Genomic DNA, 23645 nt, shown 5'->3' on the forward strand with positions numbered 1-23645 from the left:
TAAAATTTCCTTTATGAGTACCTCTGCTAGTTTTAACGTTAACAGCTTGTGGACGAGAAAATAGTGAAACAGCATCTCGACAAGAAAAACCAAGTCAGAAACAGCAGTACACACTAAAAAACTTCTAAAGGTAAAACAGATACTTTTAAAAAAGTATCACCTAGCACGCTACGTACTAAGTCTAATAAGCTGCAAAAGGCTGTAAATGCTAATATGCAGACAGGGATTATCTTATGGATTTGAAAGATGCTAAAGCTGCTGAAGTAGGATGAGACGATTCGAAATTCTAACTATACTATTAAACACACCTACAATATACATATTAATTTGGAGGAACAATCATGTACAAAAAAGGTTTAATCTCATTAGTAGCAGCAACTACATTTTTAGTTAGCGGTTGCCAATCAGACGAAAAAGCAGATTCAAAAACAGCAGAAACGGAGAAAGGTAGTAATCAGGAAGCTGAAAATAGTACTGCTGTTAAGACTAAGCACGATAGCGATAGTACTAGCAACAACATGTCTGAAAAGAAAACTGAAGCAAGTACTAGCACTCCTGTAAATAATAATCAAGATGTGAAAGGTAGTAATAATGCGACTGCTACTCATAAAAATGATTCACAAACTGATTCTAGCGATCAAAGTAATTCAGGGGGTAACCATCCAGCACCTACTAATACATTTGTTCCATCAAGTGATACGGCAGCCCTCTTTATGGGTGATTACATAAATGGACTAACAGAAGCAATTAACACGGGAAGATTCGAATACTATGTTGGCGGTGGTCTCAAAGGCTCCCTTTATGATCAACAGAAATCATTAGTAAGTAAGTTATACAAACAAGGTATCAAGGAAAGATGGGAAGACTTTTCTGTAGTTAGCTTTACTAAAACAGGAGAATCTTCAGAAGGAGCACTATACAAAATTGCAACTAAAGAAACTGTGACTGTTATTAAGCCTAGTGGTGCTAAAACTACTAAAAAATATAATTGGATGTACTCTGCAACCTTTACTAATAACAGTCTATATCTAACAGATATCGCTAAAAACGGCCCAATAACAACTGTTTCAGAGAGCGAGGCAACGAATAACCAAAATCAGTCTACAGATAATCAAACAGTTACAAACAGCCCAGCACCTACTAGTAAAAAAGAAGAATATGTATATAAATTAAATCATACCAAAGATATGTTAGAAGTTAGTGCCAACTCTGAAAATGATTTTGAAAGAAAGCAGCAGTACGGACAGAATTATCAATTGTGGGATGGTTTGTTGAATGAAATTTATGGTGTTTTAAAGACGCAATTGTCTGCCTCGGAAATGAGTAAACTTCAAGCGGAGCAGCGTCAATGGATCAAGTCTAGAGATGCAACTGCTCAAGGCACTTTTGATGAAGAAGGTGGCGGTACTTTATCTCAAGCTGAACAAGTACGTACACTATGGGAAGTTACAAGAGACCGTTGCTATGATTTAGTTAATAATTATATGAAATAATGAGTAAATATTATTATCTAGAACTTTATATGTTAGTTATCATCTTTATTATGTGTGTACATGTCATATGACTTATATGATGAATAAATTCCCCTCGCATATTAAAACGCTTATTGAGGATAATTCTTCTGAACAAGAGGATGTTGATAAAGATCAACAGGGTAAATCATAAATTAAATAAAGGTACAATAATAAAAGAGAGAAGGAATAACCTTCTCTCTTTCTTTTATATTATTATCTCTGGTCGCGTGCCCTTTTTGAGCCTGCTTCTCTATTTTGTAAAGTAACTGCTTTTATTATTCTAATAGTTTGTTATTACGAGCCTTAATTTATGTTTTCTGTAATTCCTATTCCCCTTCAAAAATCAATGGGGAAACGCCCTTGCTTAAGTTCCATTTATTTAAGGTAATCAATTCAATTTCTTGATCTGCAAAGAAACAAATACCTTTTGTATTATCTCCAGGATAGATTCTGCCTGTCATTACCTTTTCACCTTCATTAATAAAAACTTCAATGGACGATTTATCGACAAACAGATGAAGATGTAGTTGATTATCATTTAATTGAACAGATGCTTTTCTAATTCCCCCATCGCCTTCACCTGAATTATCGCGATTAAAGATAAACAAATGTTCTAGCCTATCATAAGTTAAGAGCGTTTCCTGGTGAGTTTCGTTATCCGTTCTTAATTTTATTCCGAATTTTGAAGCGGCTTTTGCGTTAAATTTCACTTCAAGTTCGTAACAATCACCCGAAATACCTGCAAGTTCTTGTTCTCCGTTAACTGTAATATTTTTATGCTGCACGTGATGTTGACGAAGCTGCTTAAGCTCTGAAATCGGTTTACTAATTATATTCCCTTGTTTAGTAGAAAGCTCCCGTGGAATAGTCATTGCTCCTGCCCAATTGTATTTTTGTTCAGGCATGTTGCTTTCCCACATGGCCATCCATGCTATCATAATTCGTCTCCCTTTTTCGTCTTCTGTTGTTTGGGGAGCATAAAAGTCAAACCCGTAGTCCAAAAGCTGAAAGTCTTCATGCTGAAGCAGCCCTGTTTTATAGTCTAATTTTCCTTTTATATATCCAGCCTGATGCAAGTTATGATAGAGATCCCCTTTTGGTTTTACCCCTTGAGGTGACATGACAAGCACATCCTGCCCGCCGAGACTAAAGAGATCCGGGCACTCCCACATAAAACCAAGATCTCCCTGACTTTTGGCAAGTACATTTATAAACTCCCAATTCATAAGATCCTTTGAACGATATAAAAGAACTTGGCCCTCGTGATCCTTCGTACGTGATCCAAGAACACAATAATAATAGTCACTCTTCTTCCATACTTTTGGATCTCTAAAATGATAGAGGTGAATATCCCCCGGAGGAGCTACGTCAATAACTGGGTTTTGAGTTACCTTATTAAAATGAATGCCGTCCTCGCTTACAGCAAGACATTGAACCTGTCGTAAGTCCCTATCATAGTTATCCCCTGTCCACACATTCCCTGTGTACATTGCATAAAGCTTTCCGTCTTTTTCAATTGCACTTCCTGAAAAACATCCATCTTGATCGTATTCTTCATTCGGAGCAAGAGCGATAGGGAGATGTCCCCAGTAAGTAAGATCCTTACTTTTTATATGTCCCCAAAACATTGGCCCCCAATGGGAAGAGTAAGGATGGTGTTGATAGAATAAATGATACTCACCTTTGTAAAAGCTGAATCCGTTTGGGTCATTCATCCAATAGGCTGGTGTAGACACATGGTATTGTAATCGCCAATGATTCTGATTAACGGCCTCCTGCTCGTTTAACACAGATTCCATTGCCTTTAAAATTTTTTCTTGATGTTGATTCTTTAATGTTTTCAAGCAATTTCCCCTGCCTTTCTATACGTAAATGAGTTAATTGTAATAAAAAGAGATTAAAATGATGAATCAATTTCAAAAACAATGGATTCGTAAGGTCGCAATTTTATCTGATTTATGTGTAATTCCGAATGATCATAGTTAGATAAAATAACTTTTTTAATATTAAAATCTAAGTTTAGATTTACTTCTTTATTATCAAAGTTAGCAATCACGGCTATTTTTTTATCGTTAAACTCTCTTGTATAGGCCATGATTTGCAGACTATCTTCAAACAGATCTTCGTATTTACCAAAAGCAATAACCTCTGAATATGGACTGCTTTTTCTTAATCTAATTAAATTTTTATAGAAATAAAATAAAGAATTACTATCTTTTAAAGCATTATCGACGTTAATAGAAGAGTAATTAGGATTTACCTCTATCCATGGTTCGCCTTTGCTAAACCCTGCATATTCAGAATGATCCCACTGCATAGGTGTTCGAGAATTATCACGGCTACGTCTCCAAATTGCTGCTAATGCTTCCTCTTTTGAAAACCCTTCTTTCAGTGCAGAGTGATATTGATCGATTGAAGCTAAGTCATTGTAATGCTCAATCGATGGATACTCTACATTTGTCATTCCGATTTCTTGGCCTTGATAGATGAATGGTGTGCCTTTTAGTAAGAAATAGACCGTAGCTAACATTTTTGCTGAAATAGGCCCTATATTTTCTGGTTTAATAAATTTGTTTAAAGAACGAGGCTGGTCATGGTTTTCTAAATAAAGCGCCCCCCACCCTGTATGGTTATAGAACGTTTGACTGTCAGAAATGGCTTTTTTAAAATCAAGTAGATTCCAATTGTACGGTTCATACCATTTCCCTTCTTTTCCTACGTCTAGGTCCACATGATCGAACTCAAAAAGCATACTAAAATGCCCGTCTTCTCCTGCATAAATAGGCAGTTCTTTGTGTGATACTCCAGGAGCTTCGGCTACAGTTAAGATATCATGGGAAGAAAAAGCTTCTTTACTTAGTTCACTTAAAAATTCATGAATGCCTTCTTGATTTGTTTCAATTACATTCATCCCGCCATCCGAATCAGCAAGTATATCTTCGAAGTCTTGTCGTTTTTTTATAAACGTAATGGCATCTACTCTAAAACCGCTAATTCCTTTTTCTAGCCACCATGTGACCATTTTATAGACGGCATTTCGAAGATCAGGGTTTTCCCAATTAAGATCAGGCTGCTTTTTAGAAAATGCATGAAGATAATACTGTCCTGTTGGTTCATCATACTCCCAGCACGAACCGCCAAAAATAGATTCCCAATTATTGGGAGGATTCCCGTCTTCTTTTCCATCTCTCCAAATATACCAATCTCTTTTCGGATGATTTATATCGCTTTTTGATTCTAGGAACCACTCATGTTCATCCGAAGTATGGTTAACTACTAAGTCCATAATAATTTTTATCTCTCTCTTTTTAGCTTCATTAATTAGTAGATCCATATCTTCCATAGAGCCAAATTCCTCTGCAATTGCTTGATAATCAGAGATGTCGTATCCGTTATCATCCATTGGTGATTGATAAACTGGACTTAGCCAAATAACGTCGATACCTAACTCTTTTAAGTAATCTAATTTTTGAATAACTCCTTTTAAGTCACCAATTCCGTCACCATTAGAATCATAAAAACTTTTCGGATAAATTTGATATACAACTGCTTCCTTCCACCATTGTCTATTCGTTATTATTGCACTCTCTTCATTCTTTCTTTCACTCAGTTGAACCATTCCTCATCAGCTCCAATATATTTATATTAAAATTATGTACTTACTCTTCGACTCATATGGTATCGGTACCACAAATGACGAAAAAAATTTATATTGTTAAAAATCCTGATAGCTCTTTACTCTACGTGTGCGATAAATAGCTAAATATTCAAAGAAATCGTACTGCGATGTTTTTAAGTATAGAGTAAATGTCTTCTCCCTTAAGGTAGATTTATTGTATTACATTATGGGAACGGTTTCAATCGTTTTTTCTGAAAATTTTTCAAAAATGGTGAGAACTAATAAGTTTAGCTCTCACCTTCATCTGCGATCTTCTATTACGTTGAGCTTCGAACAACTAGCTCGATTGGGAGTTCAAAAGTTTCTACTGTTGATTCAGAATCAGTCAACATATCGATAAGGATTTCTATTGCTTTGATCCCCATTTGATCAATAGGTTGTCGTATAGTTGTTAGCTTTGGATCTAACATTTGTGCAAGAGGTTGATCATCAAAGCCAATAATCGCCAAATCATTAGGTATACTTAGACCAGACTCTTTGGCTTCAATCATCATTCCCCCAGCAATTTCATCACTTCCTGTAAATATAGCCGTTGGGCGATCCTCCATTGACAGGATTTTTTTAACTACTTGTTTTCCGTCTTCAATGCTATGTTGATTGACAAAAATCCATTTGGGATCTGGCTCAATTCCTGCCTCTTGAAGTGCTTTTTGATAACCTTGATTCCGGTCCTTGTCCTTACCTTCCTCAGCGAACAATCCACCTGTGCAGTATCCAATTTTTCGGTGGCCTTTTTCAAGTAAATGCTTTACGCCTATATACGCACCCTTATATTGATCTAATCGAACGATTGGAACATTTGCGTTGTTTACATATTCGTTGCACAACAAAATAGGACCATATTCAGTAAACGGTTCTATGATGCTCCACTCGTTTTCAATGGAAGTCATAATAATTCCGTCAACTTGCTTTGTTTTTAGTAAATTTAAAAAAGCTAATTCTTTCTCTTTATCTTCATTACTTTGAAAAATTAATACATGATAGCCCTTTTTATAAGCAACTTGTTCAATTGAATCTACTAAATAAGAGAAAAATGGATTTACGATTCTTGGTACAATGACACCAATTGTAGTCGTTACTTGCCCTCTTAGCTTTCTTGCCGAAGGGTTTGGGGTATAGTTAAGCTCTTTCATTGCTTTTAGCACCAGATTTTTTTTCTCTTCTGAAACATATGAATGATTGTTTATAACGCGGGAAACGGTAGTTTTTGATAACCCCGATAATTTTGCTACGTCGTATATGGTAGGCATTTGTTTATCACTCCATCACTAACTGAAATCAGTTTCATACTTATTTTACGTTAAAAAAGAGACAAAATGCAATGAATGAATTCGTTTGCAACTCTATACCATCTATTCAATAAGAATACCAGTAGAATTGCTGTGACTCTTTAAAACAGAACCTTTGTATATAGAATGTTTCATGATTAATAAATCAGTACATATAAAAGTGTTTATTTCATAAGTAAGAAATCAGTACCATACTAGAAAAACACGTTATACTTCAATAATCCTTTTCTTAAAGGTATTTTTGTTAATGATTTTCTTATTGACATATGAAATCGGTACCATATATAATACAATCAAATCGAAAACGCTTTCTAAATAATATTTAGATACATAAACAGCAAAGGGGATTTAAATATGGAAAACAATAAACTTTACTGGAAGCTAAGCAGTTTCTTTTTCTTATTCTTCTTATCTATTGCCTCTATTTTTACTTTTTTTGCTATCTGGTTGGGACAAAGTCTTCAACTTTCCGGAGCACAAACGGGTATTGTTTTTTCTGTAAACGCTGTCTTTACTATGCTTTTTCAACCTCTGTATGGATATATCTCCGATAAATTGGGGTTACGGAAGAATTTATTATACTTTATTTCAATTTTAGTTATTTTATCTGGACCATTTCTAATTTTTATCTATCAACCTCTTTTAAACTGGAATTTTTGGGTAGGAGCCTTGACAGGTGGGGCTTATCTTGCAATTACCTTTTTAGCTGGTATCTCAGCCATCGAGTCATATATCGAAAAAGTTGGTAGAAAGTATAACTTTGAATTCGGTCGTGCAAGACTTTGGGGATCAATAGGGGCTGCCGTTGCAGCTGCCATAGGGGGACAAATGCTTAATATTAACCCTGATATTAACTTTTGGATTGCATCCGGATCAGGCGTTATCTTATTACTTGTTATCTTCCTTACAAAAGTAGAAGTATCCGCTATTGAAGAAAAGAAGGCAAAGTCCCTTTCTATTCAAGATTTGGGTAGTTTATTTAAACGAAAAGATTTCTGGATTTTTATGATTTTTATGCTCGGGACGGGCTGTATTTATAATGTTTTTGACCAGCAATTTCCTGTATATTATGCCTCTCTGTTCCCAACCGAACAATTAGGAAATCAAATATTTGGTTACTTGAATGCAGGTCAGGTCTTTTTAGAATCCGGTATGTTATTAGTTGCTCCGCTAATTGTCCGTAAAGTAGGTCCCAAGGGAGGTTTAATTTTAGCAGGAATCATTATGATTTTACGTGTGGCAGGTTCAGGGCTAGTATCAGATCCATACAGCATTTCATTTATTAAGCTTCTTAACGCACCAGAGTTTGCAATTATCATAGTTTCTGTTTTTAAATATCTGGCTACACATTTTGATACAAAATTCTCTTCAATCTTATATTTGGTTGGATATCAATTCGCGATGCAGCTAGGGGCTGTTATACTCTCTCCTATTGTAGGAAATCTATACGATTCAATTGGTTTTCGTCACACGTACTTAATCATGGGGATTATCGTCACTATCTTTACTCTATTTGGTGCACTCCTCTTAAGAAATAAGGATCAAGCATCTAAAGATTGTAACGATTCAAAACTTACTGCTTAGACACGGGAAAAATATAATAACTAGTCCTAAAACTAAAAAATACCTTTTAGACTAATCATATTAATTGTGATTCTCATAATTTTGAAAGCCCTCGCTAATGATAGCAAGGGCTTCTTTTTGATGAGTTTCTTCTATTATGTTTAAAATTAGAGAGTGTATAGTTCTGTTCACAGAGCTCAAAACGATTCATTTATTCACCCTCTATTCTACTTTTTAACTACTTATGTAGAAATATGCTTTTAGCTTGCTACGTTTAGTTTTAGTACTACATAAAGAGAACATCGATTAGATTACTTAGCCTCACTCAATAAAAAATATTTATGTTTTCCCAATTACTGTTACTATAATAAAAGAGAATCACATTCCCTATAAATAGTGAGATGGAGGGTTGACCAATGGATAAGAAAATCGCTAATAATATCATCTTTTTTGTGTGATTTCTGTTTTTGTTTCTTCTATGGATTATCATCTCTCTTTTTAAAGGTCAAAGTGGACAATGGTGGTCTATGTACGAGTTGAATTCGAACAAATATGGTCCTTGGGCTTTAGAGATTTCTTACATAAAGATTAGTATTGCTGCTGTTATTTCGTTAGTAATAGCTTATATCGTGAGTTCTGAATTTAAAAGAAAATGATAAGTTTAACTAAATTTTTTTGCCTTTTCAAATAAGTGCTGCACTCCATATAACAAATATGCTTTGTAGTGAAGGTAGATAAAAAATTGATAATGATTTAACTGGTTTAGACTTACAATTTTCAACTTTTTAAGAACATCAATGAAGAAAAAAGCAAAGATTCCATCAACCATAATATTCAGTAATAAAAGCTTCTTAAAGTTTCCATATGAACATTTAAGTAACCACATTTAAAGAGGCATATAATGCCCAATGCTAAAAGGAAGTTCATCTTTTATAAATGAATTTTTTTTATCGTAAAATTTCCACCACTTCCTCTGATGCCCATACAAATGATTGATAATTTCAAAGAGAATAATAAAAATTCCTGCTAAAGAATAACGTTTTATGCTGCGTTTTTCTATAAACAACAATGATAGCCACGGAATTACTATTATAGATAGATTAAACCCTAAGTGTCTTCTTGATATCATAAGTGAACTCACCTCAACGTACTTTATCTAGTTCTTCTTATAGTGTCCGCTTATTACAAAAAAACGTCTTTTAAGCAATCAATTTCTATTTAAAGGCCTTCACTTTTGTTTAAAATATGCTTGGAGGTGAGTCGCAGCAGGATAAATCACATGCCTCAGATTTTAAAAATTAATACGGCTAATACAGAACCTTAAAATTTTCTCGTAAACCTAAAAAAAACACAAACCATATATAATGGTCTGTGTTTTTTATTAATGTGCTTTCTGTTCAACATTGACTCTTTTGATAAAGAACGAGATAGCCAATCCAACAATTGAAACAATAATTGCAAAAATGAACGCATGTTGAACACCATTGGTAAAGGCAAGAACTTGATTTAATGGATCCATTTTATCTGATACAGTCTCAAGGAAGCTTCTTGAACCCGATGAAAGAATGGAGATTCCAACAGCTGTTCCAATTGCGCCAGAAACCTGCTGTAAGGTGTTCATAATTGCTGTTCCATGAGGGTACAACTCAGGTGGAAGCTGGTTTAATCCATTTGTTTGAGCTGGCATCATAATCATTGAAATTGCTATCATAAGCGCAATGTGTAATCCAACAATAAACCCTGTTGAAGTTTCCAGCGTTACGGTTGAGAAACCATACATTGTGCCGGCTACAATCACAAGGCCTGGAATAACTAACCATTTGGGACCAAAACGGTCAAATAATCCGCCCATAACTGGTGAAAGAATTCCGTTAATAACTCCTCCAGGAAGAAGCATTAGACCAGCGGCAAAGGTTGATAAAGCTAATGATGTCTGTAAGTACAAGGGTAAAATCATCATCGCAGACAGTAGTACCATCATGCAGACTAGAATTAATAGAAGACCAATTGTAAACATTGGATACTTAAAGGCTTTAAGGTCCAACATCGGCTCTTTCATCTTCGTTTGACGAATAGAGAATGCAACTAATGCAATGGCTCCAATCACAAGAGCTAGAATAACCTGTAAGCTTCCCCAGCCTCCACCTTCTCCAGCGCTACTAAATCCAAAAACAATTCCTCCAAAACCTATTGTTGAAAGAACAACAGAAATAATATCGATTTTTGGCTTTGTTGGTGTGGTAACGTTCTGCATAAAGAAAGCTCCAAATATTAAAGCAACAAATAAGAGTGGAAGTGAAATCCAAAAAATCCAGTGCCATGTTAATGTTTTTAAGATTAAGCCTGATACTGTTGGTCCAACAGCTGGCGCAAACATAATAACGAGGCCGATAATACCCATTGACTTTCCACGTTTATGCGGTGGAATAATGACAAGAATAGTGTTAAACATAAGCGGTAAAAGCAAAGCAGTTCCCACGGCTTGAACTACACGGGCAATCATTAGTACACCAAACGTTGGTGCGATAGCGGCAATAAATGTTCCAATGATAGAGCAAACCAGAGATGCTATAAAAAGTTGTCTGGTCGTAAACCGTTGAAGAATAAAACCTGAAATAGGTACCAGAATTCCTAATGTTAACAGGTACCCTGTTGTCAGCCATTGTGCAGTTGTTTCGTGAATGCCAAATCCAGAAATTAGCTCTTTTAATGCCATATTTAAAGCTGTTTCACTAAATAAACCAATAAATCCGGCAATAAGAAACGATGTAATAATCGGCAGCACTTTGATGTTAGAGCCTTCGGCTACTGTTTGTTGATTACTCATATTAAATTGTCTTCCTCCCTTTTACTACTCTTTTTACATATTAATAAACAAAGTTAAGCAGCATTTGTCCATAGTTTAAGATAATTCACTAATAGCCCCTCTCTTTGGTGAACGTTTTTTAGAAAGAGTCTATTTTAAATTAAGACTTATGCTTTTCTTTTAATAGTTCTTCTATACTGGCCTTTTTAACTCTCCACGAGAGAAAAACTTGAATGCCCGGAACTTAATGGAGTTTTTCCTACCTTAATGATAAGTTGATTAGTAGACAAACAATACATACCGATACAAAGATTAGTAATATGTTTAAGACATTATGTTGACTAAGCTTTTGCTTTCTCTTCCGTTTTGACCGGATTGCTTTTTGTTTTCTAAGTTCGCTTCTTCCCATAGTTACCTCTCTCTCCATTTCATTTCTAAATTAGCTTTAGAAATCTTTGTATGTAAACTAATTTCCATTTATATATGGACTTTTTCCTTTTTCAGCAAGCAGGATAAAACAAAACGAAATAGAACTAAAAAATGAAAAGAGGAAAGGCACATGTTTATACCGTTCCCCTTCACAAAGGAAAAATGAATTTCACTTTGTATACCAGGAATATTGTAACACAACTATAAGTACCGTTTCTATCTAAAATATACTAAATAACAATAACCATATACCTACCTCTCGGTACTCTTGTGACAATTGGAAGTTGCCACTGTTAAGCATAGTATGTATTTTATTCTTTTGATATGAAACATATATCATCGTAAAATACAGGAATAAATATTATTTTTTAGAGCATACTAAAACTATAGGAACCCCAATCCCTTATATTCCTTTAAGTATGTGTTTTTTAGAAAAGCTACTCAAATGAGTAGCTTTTTTCTTTTCAAACAAAACGATCATCGATTAGCTCACTTAACCTCATTTTATTCTTTAACTTAATGTATCATCACTGAAAATAAATCCATCCCCAAGAGAGTCTACAACTAAATGAATCCATGATGCACTAGCCGTGCTTATAGTAGATAAGATATACTTGTTAATTTGTATGTAAGGCTTCAAAAATTAAGGTGAAATTGATCTGCTCCACTTGCTCTTTTTCTTTACCTCCCATTAAATAAAATTAAACAGTAAAGAACATAATTATTTATAACAAAAGGATGCCTTTGGAGTGTATAAATAATTATGATGACTTTGGTTGTAAGCATGTTAATCATATCTGCAATACTTATAAAAATAGATGGTCCTCGTCTTATAGAGGCTAAGATGAAGAAAGAATTTCGAGCATTTATCCTGCTTCTTCTCTTTAGTTTTGTAATTGTACTGGCTAAAAAGTTTTGGAGTAATTTCCCTAACCCTGCTGGCTGGGTTGCCCTTACCTTAAAACCATTGCTGAGCTTTTAGCTAATATATTGAATTAAAAGGAAGTGAAAAGATGCTGAATAAAAGCAAGATATCTCCTCATCAGTTTAGGGTATTAGTTATTTTGTACAGCATTGGTAGTACCATCATTGTAGTACCAGCTGCTATGACTGCTGAAGCAAAGCAAGAAGCTTGGCTTCCTTACAGCTTAATTATTGGACTTATTTATCCACTTGTTCTTTTAGTAGTTGGGTTATTTCGTAAGAACTATATGTCTCGAATGGATAGTGTGTCTTGAAAGTATGCTTACCTTCTCCTTATTACCAACTACAATCATATATTAAATATTTTAACAATTATTAAATAGAATTGTTAAACATGGGGAAGATTCAAACCTTCTCTTTTTACTATTATTACTTTTAGATTGTTGATCCTGTTGCATATATCCCTTCCTTCTTTCATTATGTAATACCTTATTGTTTTCCTCATCGCAACAAATATATATGCTTTAACTCCTGATAATATTTAAAGGCATATTATATAAAATAGCCTAACCTTTCTCCAATAATTTAAGAATTTTAACAATAATTTTATATTGCTAAGGAATAATAATTTATTGCAAAACGATAAATCATATGTTAAATTCAGAGGGATAATAAATAAGTGAGGTGCTTTTTATGAAACAAGGTTCAACCTTCTTTTTAAAAATAGCTGTTGGTCTTATGGGAATTCCTGTTCTTGCTTTATGCGTATTGAGCATCATCCAATTAGCTCATCATCCCGTTAATCCAGATTATTCGTATCTACTCTATCCTGGTGTCATCATTATGTATATATCCGTGATTCCATATTTTATTGCGTTGTATCAGGCGTTCCGTCTTCTATGCTACATCGATAAGAATCAAGCGTTCTCTGAAATGTCTGTGAGAGTTTTGAAGAAAATAAAATACTGTGCTATCACAATTAGCATTTTATATGTAATTATGATGCCGTTTGTTTATCTCGTAGCGGAGAAAGATGATGCTCCAGGTCTCATCATTATCGGTATGGTTCCTATTTTTGCATCTATGGTCATTGCCGTTTTCGCTGCTGTTCTTCAAAAATTGTTAAAAGAAGCGATTGATATAAAATCAGAAAATGACTTAACGGTCTAAGGTGGTTAACATGGCAATTATTATTAATATTGACGTGATGTTAGCTAAAAGGAAAATGAGTGTAACAGAACTTTCAGAGAGAGTTGGAATCACAATGGCTAACCTTTCTATATTAAAAAACGGAAAGGCAAAAGCCGTTCGTTTTTCAACTTTAGAAGCCATTTGTAAAGCCTTAGAATGCCAGCCTGGAGATATTTTAGAATACAGAAATGATACAGATAGTGAATGAGATGCAATAAAGATTAGTCAGCAAAAGTATGATTTTGAGACGTTTTTACCGCTAATTAATTTCTGCCTAAATAAGACTTTATTTCTGTTCCAAAACTTGTATCAAACTCTATGTACCATAAACGGAGTTTTTTGATGCATGTAAAGAAAGACAGTTGTTAGTAAAACCGAATCATCTGCATAAATAAAAAGAGCAAACTGCCTATTATTAGAGTTTGCTCTTTCTGTTCTTTATTCAAATTTCTTTAGGTCAACTTTTAACTTATTTTCCTGTATCTTTAATCCTCTTAAGAGCTTTTCTATATTCTTGATCTCTCATATGCAGTATTTTATTAGGAGAATATTTAGGTTGACCAAACTTTTTCAAAGCTTCTCTATACTCGCTATCACCAATTACTTGATTAGAAAAAGACTCTTTAGATAACCTCTTAAGGGGCGAAAGCAGAGTAGTTTCTTTAGCTCTTTTACTATAAATCTCTTCTGTACTCAGCTTTTCTTTATTTTTTTCTTTATCATGAGGCTTATGAGCTAGCTTGTGGCCCTTACCTGTTAGGAACATCAAAAACGAAAGAATTAATACCAAAACACTCAATAAACACGAAAAAGCAGAAAAAGTATGATAGGTGATGATTTCAGATTTTAAATGTAGAGATTGAGTGAAATTTTCTTTACTGGCAACCTGACCTTCTGCACTCACCGTCATAAGGTTATCTTTATACACCTTTTCAAAGACTATACTACTGCTTACAGGGATTACTGCAGATACTATGACTCTCATGAATTGAACAGTGACCATCCTAGGTACTAAACTTGGTAAAGGTCCGCCTAAAGCTGCACCCATTAGTCCAGATGCGACTGTTAAACCTACTCCCGCTATTAAAGCTGCAAAGCTACTAACAAAGAGGAAAGCTGGAACGGTACCTTTTAAATAAATCCATTGTATGTTAACTCCCATAATAATGATGGCTCCTATAATACCTAATACGCCTGGTCCGACTTTATCATATAATAGGGTACTTAATATGGCCGCAATCACTATCCCAGCAAAAAGCCCTATATATATTAGCGAAATGCCTCCTTTATCAAAAACAGATCCATTCTTAAGCAGCCCCTGCAATGATAAAAGAGTTAAACTCATACTAATGTTGCCTATAATAGCTATCAGTATAGCGAGAGCTGGTTTTGGCGAAACCACTAATCTAAAGGGAATTAAAGGGTTTTTAATATGCCACTCTGCTATAAATAAAAAGCATAAAAAAGTGATGCTTCCTACTATACCTATCCAGACATAAGTAGATGTCCATCCTGATTTTTGAAGATTAAGTAATGTAAAAGCAATAAATGCTGTGAAAATAAACATTAACGTTAAACCTATTATGTCAAAAGGCAAATGATCTTTTTGCTGTTGCTTAGAATGATCATTTGTTAAAAATTTATAGCTTAAACATATTCCCAGTAAAGAAAGTATAATCGCTATATAGAATAGCCATCTCCAATGTCCGTAGCTATTCACTAACATTCCCAGAAAAATACCCGTAACGCTAGATCCATAAAATCCGCCTATAAGGATAAATAATGCAAAGTTACGTTTATAAATAGGGAAAGAAAGAACCAGCATTGGAACCATCATCATTAGTGCTAAACCAGTTCCTGTCCCTTGTAGAAAACGCCCAATTCCCATTCCTAAGAAACTGTTGGAAATAATGCTTACGATAGCTCCTATAAGAAATAAACACATCGAAAGAATATAGGTCCTTCTCTCACCTAGCTTATGTCGAAGGATAGGTCCAAATGGAATACAAAATGCAAAGCTAATAACCCCTATTAAAACTGGTGTTATAGAAATATAAGATTGATTGTTAAACGCTTTTTGAAGAATTTCATGTATAGAATTTAATGCAGTGTTTAACATTAAACCAGGACCAATAGCTAAAACTGCAAGTAAAGAAATCCCCCAATGTTTTTCTATTTTCATACTACAATTCCTTTCTGCCTTTCATGTTTTTAAAAAACTAAAAATATGGAGTCAATATTTCTCCAAACCATTACACTCGGTTAAAGAAGAAAAAATAATTATCCTTATGCATGTCTACAGGTAAGACAAATTAAAAAATAAAGCTTCAGTAAGGAAGCTTTATTTTATTTTCTAAACCTGCCACTCGAATTGGTCCTAAAAGTGTTAGCCTAGTTAATTTATCAGCCATAAATGCGGGGCTAAATTTCATATCACTTTCTAACCAAGAACAAATTACACCTATATGAGCTGATGTAATATAACTAATAAGAATATCTTTAGGAATATCAAGTTCATCCTCTGCTTTTCCTATAGAAGAGATTAGCTCTCCATATACTCTCTTCTTTACAATTTCCGTCATATGACTTCTGAATTGAGGTAATCCTCGATCACTTAGCATAACTTTAAAATAATCGGCATGTTCATAGATGAATTCAAAAAGTTTTAAGAATGAAACAGACTCATCTTTGTCTTCTGATTCTGAGGAATCCTCATTATTTTGTTTGGGCTTTACCTGCTCTATTAGATCTTCTAGAACTTCATCCATGCTCTGAAAGAGAAAGTCTTGCTTATCCTGATAATGCAAATAAAATGTTCCTCGTGTTAATTCTGCTTTTTCCGTAATTTCCTGAATCGTAATGGAGGTGACATCTTTCTCCTTAAGAAGTTCTACTAAAGCGTTTCTTAAGTATTTATTTGTTCTTTTTATCCTCGGATCTACTTTTGTTTTTTTAGACATAGTTCGTCTCCTTGTATAACTTATATTGAGTGTCAGACATGGGATTGTGACTTTCACAGTTGCAGACATTTAGATCTTTTCTGAATCATGGAACATTTAAAATATGCTGTACCATCAAACTACGTTCTATACACGATGTAAACTAATGAACATTATGTATATTAAGTCTCACAAAGTATAGCCAACCTGTCAATATCAAAATTGGTTAAGGTTAAATTATTTAATGGTTGTATATGGATTACATTAACTTAAGGTTGAAGTTTTTTTAAATGAAAGAAAAAGAACTGGAGGATGTAACCAGTGATGTAAGATATGCTTAGCTTTTATATGCTGGGGATTGGATGTACTATCCGGGTAGCTTTCACATAGCAAATTAATAAAATACAAACCCCATCCCTTTGGTTTCAGTAATTAATCCTTCTCAAGAAAGGTCTACCTTCTAAGGTAGACCTTTCTTTTTTATATACATATAAATAAAGCATACAGAAGTACAATATAGAAATGAATCTAGATCCTATGAAATGGTTTACCTTATCTTAAAGATAAGAAATTCTTCTTAATGAGCATTGGTTGGCTTCTTGCTGCAATTCAGGAGCATAATAACTCAATTTTTTAATAAAATAACAAGTCTCGGGAAAATGATGTATCAGAAACCTTAGTGTTTCCTTATTTAAAAGCTTGTTCTCCTTGTATTTTTCGGTCATAGCATAAACAAACCGGCTCATTTCAATAGTTGTTTTCCCTACTTCTAAGGCAAACTCTGCTTGTCTTGCAAAACCTGGCTGCTTAAATCGCAAATACCCCTTTAAATGATGGTTTTGTACAATGAATGCCTGAAATTTTCCGATATATGAATCTGCTTGCTTAGATATCATAATCTCAATCGGATCAAGCAGGTTTTTAAACAAAACAGCATGTCCGAGCTGATCTTCCAGCCATAAATCCATTAATTTGACTAGGCTAAGAGGAACCGGCTCCTTTCCTTTTATTAAATAAGATAAAAACCTTAAATATTCCTGATTTTCACTTAACGTACCATTAAGATAGGTGGGAGATAAGTTTAGATTCACTGCGTTTTCAATTCGAAGAGCCTGAAGAGACCCTTCAAAATCAAAATATCCTTTGGCAATTGGCCAAGCCTTTGTCGAAAATTCGATTAATGCAGGATCGTTATGCAAAAGGTTAGGCGATAAGTAGTTCAATTGTTTTAGTAAGTCATCAAACAAATGAATATATTGCTTAGCTGTTCGGACATATTCGGCCTCGTTCACTGATAAATGATCCCGAACAAAATAAGCATGGTCCTGAATTATTTCTAACCAAAATAAATGCTCTTCCCATAATGAAATCATTACTGCCTCTCCCTTCGATTTACCTTACTAATAAATATTTATTAGAAGCTCCAGAAGAAATGAACCAAAGTAATGAAAAACATACCCTTCATTCAATGACATAAATGTTCATGAAAAAGGGAATATATATACATATCCATATTTTTAAAAAGGGAGAATATCATTTGAAGAAAAAAGATAACTTACTAATTATTTTAATGACGATTTTACCTTGGTTTACTATTCCGTTTATTGGTGGAAGAACTCTGAAAAGGTTTCTTCCAGGAAGTATTTTTATGAGTTTATATCTTATTGCGGAAGGAAGGTTTGCAGAGAAGAAAAAATGGTGGTGGTTTCCGTACTCTATCAAGCCAAATGTTCTAGCAGAATTACCATTAATATTTGGTCCCTTTTTAGTTGGATCTTTGTGGATATTAAAATATACTTACGGAAAGTTTAACTTATATCTTTTAGTAAATATACTTATTGATTCTTTTTTTACTTACTTCGGATTAAAATGGCTGAAAAAAATAGGATATGTGTCTTTAGCCCGGCTGACTAGATTCCAATTATCCATTGTTTTTTTAATAAAAACGTTAGTGCTGTATGGATTTCAAATTATTTATGAAAAGTGTTACCTTCTATCAAAGAATTCGTCTTTATAAATTTTGCCGTCTGAGATACAAAAGAGAAGTAAAATGGCTATAAATGAGACAATATCAAAGAAGAACATTATTAATGAAATAGATACTGATTCTTTAGAATCTTACACACCTGTTTACACCAATAAAATAAATATAATTAAAAGAGACAAGGAATTTAATTTTCTATTTTCCAGCTGAATTCTTTAGATAATGCCCCAATACATTATATCCAAAGTATTAATACTTTGAATAAACTTCCCTCTATTAACTCATCTTAACAATGTAACAAAATTTGAAGGGAGATGTGAAAATGAGTCAGAAACGCGATAAAGGCAATAGTCAGAAAGGCAAACCAAGTAGCAATACGGTAGATCCAGTAATCGCAGCAGAAGATATGGAAAAAGCAATTTTTCCAACTAATAAGCCTCCTGGGAACGCAAAACCTTAAAAGAAAATTAGAGCTGTCTTGTTAGCTGCCTGTTTGGCAGCTTCCTTTTAAAAAAGGACTTAATTAATAAACAAAAGTATAGTAAGACTCTTAAGTTTTTATACGATTTTTAATAAAAATGCTGGGACTTAGATGATGTAAAATCCTATTTCATTTCTACTTATATACTCTTCTTCATCCGCATTCTCAAAATCCCCTCAAGACTACGCGACCCTTTCCAGAATTTTTGAAATAAGATGAATTACAGGTGTCACATCGCCCTCTTAACTTATTATTAAAATTATTTTTGGGGGCATTTTTAACTTAGAACGCTTTAAAATATTAATCACATGCAATCTATTAAACAATAATACTCTATAAAAAACACGGTAATAAGAAAATTTGTTACAGAAAACATAGTTATGCAAGTGAGCTTAAAGTATCTAACTGTTATTTATCCTCATTGCATATAAATAAGCAACATAGTCAGTCATAACACCAGGATGTCCCATTTGTCGTAACATAGCTGTTATATTTCCACGATGATATGTTCCATGATTAACTACGTGCTGGATTAATTCAAATAGAGTAGTTTCTAGCTGACCAAAATTAGGATGTTCACAGAAAACAACTTGATCAAGGTTATCCTGATGTTCAAAAAATGCTTTAAATCGCTCCGATAATTTAAGAAACATTACCTCCATTTCCTCAATGCTTTTATCTTTTGTATTCTCTCTTAGTTGTTTTCCAGATTTGACAATCTCATCAAATTTATAACCTGACATGACACTTAACCATATAGTATCAGTAGCGTAAATATGTCCTAGCACCTCCGATATGGAAGCAAAAACATTTTTAATCTCCTTGTGATAAATATCCTGAGGCAAGCCTTTTAAGTGACTAAAAATTCTTTGATTTGCCCATAAGTGGTAGTTATAAAACTGTAATTTCTGACACTTCACTTGAGATTCCTCCCTATTCTAAATTCATAACCAATATTAGGTATTCCCCATTGTTTTTAAAATACCTTCAAATGATTAAGGAACAAAGAATTGATTCTTTAGGTTTTATTTAGGTATCGAAGTAAGGTTGTATGTCTACTCATGAGAGCAAAAAATGAACTATAGTAGGCTATATGGAGACAATCATATAGTATCTCTTCTTTAATTATTTTATCTTGACACCCTTCTAAAGGCGTGATTAGATATATTTGTTAACTATATTTTAAACAAAGTTAACAAATATTGTTTTAGGTGGTGAAAGTTTATTGTATTGGGAAGAAGATATTAAGGACGAACTTGCCTATTTAGATGATATTTTTCAAAAACGACACCTTGTTATTACAGAATTTGCTGAACAGCCATGGCTTACAGTCAATGGACGTAAGATGTTAAACCTTGCCTCTAATAACTATTTAGGCTACGCAGGAGATGAAGAGCTGAAGAAAACAATGAGTGATGCTGTAATGACGTATGGAGTGGGAGCAACAGCTTCACGCTTAATAGTAGGAAATCACTCACTTTATGAGAAAGCAGAAAGAGCACTTGTCAATTGGAAGGAAGCTGAAGCAGGACTCATTATCAATAGTGGGTATAATGCAAACCTAGGAATTATCTCTGCCTTGGTTCCTCGTAATGGCTTCATCTTCAGCGACAAGTTAAATCATGCAAGTATCATTGATGGAGCACTACTAAGCCGTGCAAAACTGCAACGCTATCGCCATAACGATGTGAATCACCTAGAAAGCTTATTAAAAAAAGTTCCATTTGAGTCAAGGAAGTTAATTGTAACAGATACTGTTTTCAGCATGGATGGAGATTTTGCCAAACTCGAGGAGCTTGTTAAATTAAAAGAGCAATATAACACACTATTAATGGTTGATGAAGCTCATGCAAGTGGTGTATACGGTAAAAACGGTGAAGGCTACTCATATTTTCTTGACCTGCAAGATAAAATCGACATTCAAATGGGCACGTTTAGTAAAGCGCTAGGGTCATTTGGAGCTTATGTTACCGGGAAACAGTGGCTTATAGATTATTTGAAAAATAGAATGCGAGGGCTCATTTATTCAACTGCACTTCCCCCTGCTATACTTGGTGCAATAAAGGCTGCGATTGAAAAGGTGCAACAAGATACAGACCGCCGCCTACTGCTTCAACAAAATGCAACATTTTTTAGAAAGGCACTTACATATGAAGGATTTGACACATGTAAAAGTCAATCTCAAATCATTCCAATTGTGACGGGGGAAAACAAAAGAACAATGCAGTTTGCAGAGCGTTTACAGGAAGAAGGAATTGCTGCTATTGCAGTTAGGCCACCTACTGTTCCTCAAAATAAAGCGAGAATTCGTTTTACCGTAACAGCAGATCATACTCGAGAAGATTTAGACTGGGCCATAAAGAAAGTTTCTCAAATTGGAAAAGAAATGGGTGTGATTCAATGAAACAGTCCACTATTATAATATTTCCCGGTTGGGGAATGGAAAAAGCAGCGTTTCACCCAATAATAAAATCATTATCTACTATATGTAACGTTTTGTGTACAGACTGGAGAGGTGTAAAAAAACTAAGTGACTTTAAAAAACGAGCGATACAAATGCTTACTTCCACTCAAGGTACTGTTTATTTAATTGGTTGGTCATTAGGTTCTCTTATAACGCTTGAACTTGCAAGTTTGTATCCTAAAAAGATAGAGGGACTTATATTAATTGGTGGAACTAGTCGCTTTACAAACGACGTGCATTATATATTTGGATGGGAGCAACGCATCGTTGAACGTATGAAAAAGCAGCTACAACGTAATAAAGAAAAAACACTTATTACATTTTATAGCGCTCTGTTCACTAAATCTGAAAAAGAAGAAGAGTTTCATCACCAATTTATTGAAGTTGTTCAGCGTGATTATCAAGGAGACAGTACGTACTCCCTCCTTACAGGGCTGGATTATTTACTTCAAAAAGATGTTAGAATGCACCTCAATCAAATTCAAACTCCTTGTTTGTTAATTCATGGAAAAGATGATCAAATATGTTTTCCTGAGTCTTCTTCTTTCATAGCTAAAAGGATTGGTGGAAAAGCGCAGCTATGTATTCTAGAAAAGGCTGGCCATATTCCTTTTTTTACAAAGCCCCAACAATGCACGCAACTTATAGAGAAATTTCTCGAAAAGGAGCTCATTTATGATTAATAAGCAACTCTTAAAAAAAAGGTTCAATAATCATGCTAAAACCTATGATGCTTACGCCGATGTACAAAAAAGTATGGCAAACCGATTAATAGATCAACTTTCCACCAATTTCTCTAACCAGGAAGTAACTATTCTTGAAATTGGCTGCGGTACAGGTTATTTAACACAATTGTTATACAAAAAATTTCCTAAGGCTACTATTACAGCAGTTGATTTGTCATCAGGAATGATTGAGTTAGCAAAGAAAAAAGTAATTGAAGATCGAGTTTCTTTCATATGCGGAGATATCGAAGAAATAAGTATAGAAAGACATTATGACCTTATTATTTCTAATGCAACATTTCAGTGGTTCAATAGTCTTCATACGACAATAAAAAAATTGTATACACAACTTAAGCCTAAAGGCAGCCTGATATTTTCAACCTTTGGAAATCATACATTTCAAGAACTTCATACATGCTATAGTGATGCGAAACAAAAGCTTGGTCTTTCCAGTAACAGTTCACCTGGCCAATCGTTTTTTTCTCTTGAAGAGTTGTCTCAAATTTGTGAACGAGTATTAGTTTCATTGAGAGAGCATCCATTTAAACTATCAAAAATGGAGAAACTAGAGGTTCAATACTTTCGGACGGTTCAGGCATTTTTTACATCAATAAAAAAAATTGGAGCAAGTAATAGTAACGAGGAAAGCTACTGTCAACGCCCTTCTTTTTTTCGTAAATTAATCAGTCTATATGAAAATGATTATCGTGATGAGAATGGAGTAAAAGTAACCTATCATTACTTAATATTTAATATTACAAAAACGAACCAATAGCCAATCCAGCCCTGGTTACTCTCTAGAAGTAATGGATTGCCATTAAATTAAAAAGCTTAAAACAAGAAAATATTTCATGTAAAACCCCGCATCCTCTCATATCAATTTCTATGTGAAAGAGCACGCTTTTTCATACTGTTATTTTGTTTAATAGGTTTTTGCTCAATCTGAGAGACGCAAAGTATAGCTAGTTTCCGCAGGATTTAAGTTGTGAAGACAGCACCTTTTCCGGTAGTGTAATACTCTTCTGTTTTACGTATAAATTTAAGAAAATAACACATACTATAAGCAATCCGCCGTTCCCTTTGTGGGTGAATGGTCTCTCCTTTCAATGAAGAATTTTTTCGAAAAGCACCCTCTATGGGTGCTTTTGTTTTTTAAATGTATAATTTTGGATGTTTAATGCAATATTTATAGAGGGAGAGTTCCGCTTTCCCTTTACTGATGTTTCATATTTTTGATCTATGTGTTACTTCAAAAATGTAAGGAGAATGATACGTGTGGAAGAATTAAGACGGTATGTTGATGTTGTTAAGAAAAATATTGAAACAATGAAAGCTCCTGATTACGAAGGCAAAGAGAGGGATTTAGAAAACCAGCAAGAGCAACTAGAGCAGTATGAGCGATACCTCAAAGCAGAAAGTATCTCATCTGAAAGTTTTGATAGAATTGTGGATGCTGCTGTAGGTTATGCATCTAAAGATATCTCTTTTTCAGAACTAGAAGAAATGTATAATCAATTAACTAAATAGTACTTTGATAATGGATGTTTGTTGAATTACATTAAATACGTATAACTACAAAAAACGAGTACGTACTGTAACTAATCAGCTTGCTCCCTTTGCTGACGAATCGTTTCTCCTTTAACACGTTAAGTTTATA

The 23645-nt window shown here is 34.1% G+C and carries 20 protein-coding genes and 1 pseudogene; 12 read left to right on the forward strand and 9 right to left on the reverse strand.

Annotation, left to right across the window (positions count from 1 at the left end; all coding sequences use genetic code 11):
• Positions 1–341 precede the first annotated feature (341 nt).
• Positions 342–1493 carry a lysozyme inhibitor LprI family protein gene (locus tag ACLHDF_RS02695; protein ID WP_413917487.1) on the forward strand — a complete coding sequence of 384 codons (1152 nt, stop codon included), beginning with the start codon at positions 342–344 and terminating at the stop codon, positions 1491–1493.
• A gap of 347 nt (positions 1494–1840) precedes the next feature.
• Here ACLHDF_RS02695 and ACLHDF_RS02700 read toward each other — a convergent pair whose 3' ends face one another.
• The 3 genes from ACLHDF_RS02700 to ACLHDF_RS02710 all read right to left on the reverse strand — a co-directional run bounded on the left by ACLHDF_RS02700 (position 1841) and on the right by ACLHDF_RS02710 (position 6443).
• Entirely contained in the window at positions 1841–3358 is a 1518-nt protein-coding gene (locus ACLHDF_RS02700; RefSeq protein WP_413917488.1) for a glycoside hydrolase family 32 protein, read from the reverse strand.
• A gap of 53 nt (positions 3359–3411) precedes the next feature.
• Complete coding sequence (locus ACLHDF_RS02705; RefSeq protein WP_413917489.1) at positions 3412–5133, reverse strand: glycoside hydrolase family 13 protein; 1722 nt, start codon at positions 5131–5133, stop codon at positions 3412–3414.
• A gap of 317 nt (positions 5134–5450) precedes the next feature.
• The gene (locus ACLHDF_RS02710) at positions 5451–6443 is read right to left on the reverse strand and encodes a LacI family DNA-binding transcriptional regulator (RefSeq protein ID WP_413917490.1); all 993 of its coding nucleotides are present in this window, start codon (positions 6441–6443) and stop codon (positions 5451–5453) included.
• 393 nt (positions 6444–6836) lie between these two features.
• On the opposite strand from ACLHDF_RS02710, the gene ACLHDF_RS02715 reads away from it, so the two are divergent.
• Positions 6837–8066 (forward strand): MFS transporter, encoded by a 1230-nt coding sequence (locus ACLHDF_RS02715; protein ID WP_413917491.1) that lies wholly within the window; start codon positions 6837–6839, stop codon positions 8064–8066.
• A gap of 640 nt (positions 8067–8706) precedes the next feature.
• Here ACLHDF_RS02715 and ACLHDF_RS02720 read toward each other — a convergent pair.
• Positions 8707–9174, reverse strand: a pseudogene (locus ACLHDF_RS02720) (hypothetical protein).
• A gap of 252 nt (positions 9175–9426) precedes the next feature.
• The gene (locus ACLHDF_RS02725) at positions 9427–10872 is read right to left on the reverse strand and encodes a DHA2 family efflux MFS transporter permease subunit (protein ID WP_413917492.1); all 1446 of its coding nucleotides are present in this window, start codon (positions 10870–10872) and stop codon (positions 9427–9429) included.
• Between the two features lie 1171 nt (positions 10873–12043).
• Between ACLHDF_RS02725 and ACLHDF_RS02730 the strand changes: the two genes are divergently transcribed.
• From ACLHDF_RS02730 to ACLHDF_RS02745, 4 genes are all read left to right on the forward strand, one after another.
• Positions 12044–12262 (forward strand): hypothetical protein, encoded by a 219-nt coding sequence (locus ACLHDF_RS02730; protein ID WP_413917493.1) that lies wholly within the window; start codon positions 12044–12046, stop codon positions 12260–12262.
• Positions 12263–12293: 31 nt separating this feature from the next.
• Positions 12294–12518 carry a GerAB/ArcD/ProY family transporter gene (locus ACLHDF_RS02735; protein ID WP_413917494.1) on the forward strand — a complete coding sequence of 75 codons (225 nt, stop codon included), beginning with the start codon at positions 12294–12296 and terminating at the stop codon, positions 12516–12518.
• 379 nt (positions 12519–12897) lie between these two features.
• Positions 12898–13374, forward strand: a complete 477-nt coding sequence (locus ACLHDF_RS02740) for a DUF2975 domain-containing protein (RefSeq protein ID WP_413917495.1) — start codon at positions 12898–12900, stop codon at positions 13372–13374.
• A 10-nt stretch (positions 13375–13384) separates the two neighbouring features.
• Positions 13385–13603 carry a helix-turn-helix domain-containing protein gene (locus ACLHDF_RS02745; RefSeq protein ID WP_251390358.1) on the forward strand — a complete coding sequence of 73 codons (219 nt, stop codon included), beginning with the start codon at positions 13385–13387 and terminating at the stop codon, positions 13601–13603.
• 261 nt (positions 13604–13864) lie between these two features.
• Here ACLHDF_RS02745 and ACLHDF_RS02750 read toward each other — a convergent pair whose 3' ends face one another.
• The 3 genes from ACLHDF_RS02750 to ACLHDF_RS02760 all read right to left on the reverse strand — a co-directional run bounded on the left by ACLHDF_RS02750 (position 13865) and on the right by ACLHDF_RS02760 (position 17707).
• On the reverse strand, positions 13865–15577 hold the full coding sequence (locus ACLHDF_RS02750) for an MFS transporter (RefSeq protein WP_413917496.1): 1713 nt from the start codon (positions 15575–15577) through the stop codon (positions 13865–13867).
• 145 nt (positions 15578–15722) lie between these two features.
• On the reverse strand, positions 15723–16355 hold the full coding sequence (locus tag ACLHDF_RS02755) for a TetR/AcrR family transcriptional regulator C-terminal domain-containing protein (RefSeq protein WP_413917497.1): 633 nt from the start codon (positions 16353–16355) through the stop codon (positions 15723–15725).
• Between the two features lie 536 nt (positions 16356–16891).
• Positions 16892–17707 carry a DUF2935 domain-containing protein gene (locus ACLHDF_RS02760; protein WP_413917498.1) on the reverse strand — a complete coding sequence of 272 codons (816 nt, stop codon included), beginning with the start codon at positions 17705–17707 and terminating at the stop codon, positions 16892–16894.
• A 164-nt stretch (positions 17708–17871) separates the two neighbouring features.
• On the opposite strand from ACLHDF_RS02760, the gene ACLHDF_RS02765 reads away from it, so the two are divergent.
• Positions 17872–18351 carry a hypothetical protein gene (locus ACLHDF_RS02765; RefSeq protein ID WP_413917499.1) on the forward strand — a complete coding sequence of 160 codons (480 nt, stop codon included), beginning with the start codon at positions 17872–17874 and terminating at the stop codon, positions 18349–18351.
• Between the two features lie 289 nt (positions 18352–18640).
• A complete protein-coding gene (locus tag ACLHDF_RS02770; protein WP_413917500.1) occupies positions 18641–18778 on the forward strand; it encodes a hypothetical protein in 138 nt (45 codons plus the stop codon).
• Positions 18779–19200: 422 nt separating this feature from the next.
• Here ACLHDF_RS02770 and ACLHDF_RS02775 read toward each other — a convergent pair whose 3' ends face one another.
• The gene (locus ACLHDF_RS02775; protein WP_413917501.1) at positions 19201–19719 is read right to left on the reverse strand and encodes a DinB family protein; all 519 of its coding nucleotides are present in this window, start codon (positions 19717–19719) and stop codon (positions 19201–19203) included.
• 305 nt (positions 19720–20024) lie between these two features.
• On the opposite strand from ACLHDF_RS02775, the gene bioF reads away from it, so the two are divergent.
• The 4 genes from bioF (at position 20025) to ACLHDF_RS02795 (ending at position 23515) form a co-directional block, all read left to right on the forward strand.
• Positions 20025–21203: an 8-amino-7-oxononanoate synthase gene (gene bioF / locus ACLHDF_RS02780; protein ID WP_413917502.1), complete on the forward strand. Its 1179-nt coding sequence runs from the start codon at positions 20025–20027 to the stop codon at positions 21201–21203.
• Positions 21200–21946 carry an alpha/beta fold hydrolase gene (locus tag ACLHDF_RS02785; RefSeq protein ID WP_413917503.1) on the forward strand — a complete coding sequence of 249 codons (747 nt, stop codon included), beginning with the start codon at positions 21200–21202 and terminating at the stop codon, positions 21944–21946. The genes bioF and ACLHDF_RS02785 overlap by 4 nt, the downstream gene beginning before the upstream one ends.
• Positions 21939–22763, forward strand: coding sequence for a malonyl-ACP O-methyltransferase BioC (bioC, locus tag ACLHDF_RS02790; RefSeq protein ID WP_413917504.1), 825 nt, complete (start codon positions 21939–21941; stop codon positions 22761–22763). The genes ACLHDF_RS02785 and bioC overlap by 8 nt, the downstream gene beginning before the upstream one ends.
• A 491-nt stretch (positions 22764–23254) precedes the next feature.
• Entirely contained in the window at positions 23255–23515 is a 261-nt protein-coding gene (locus ACLHDF_RS02795; protein WP_413917505.1) for a YnfE family protein, read from the forward strand.
• Positions 23516–23645: the final 130 nt, after the last annotated feature.

It is taken from the genome of Priestia megaterium, from assembly GCF_046599315.1.
Classification (GTDB): domain Bacteria; phylum Bacillota; class Bacilli; order Bacillales; family Bacillaceae_H; genus Priestia; species Priestia megaterium_F.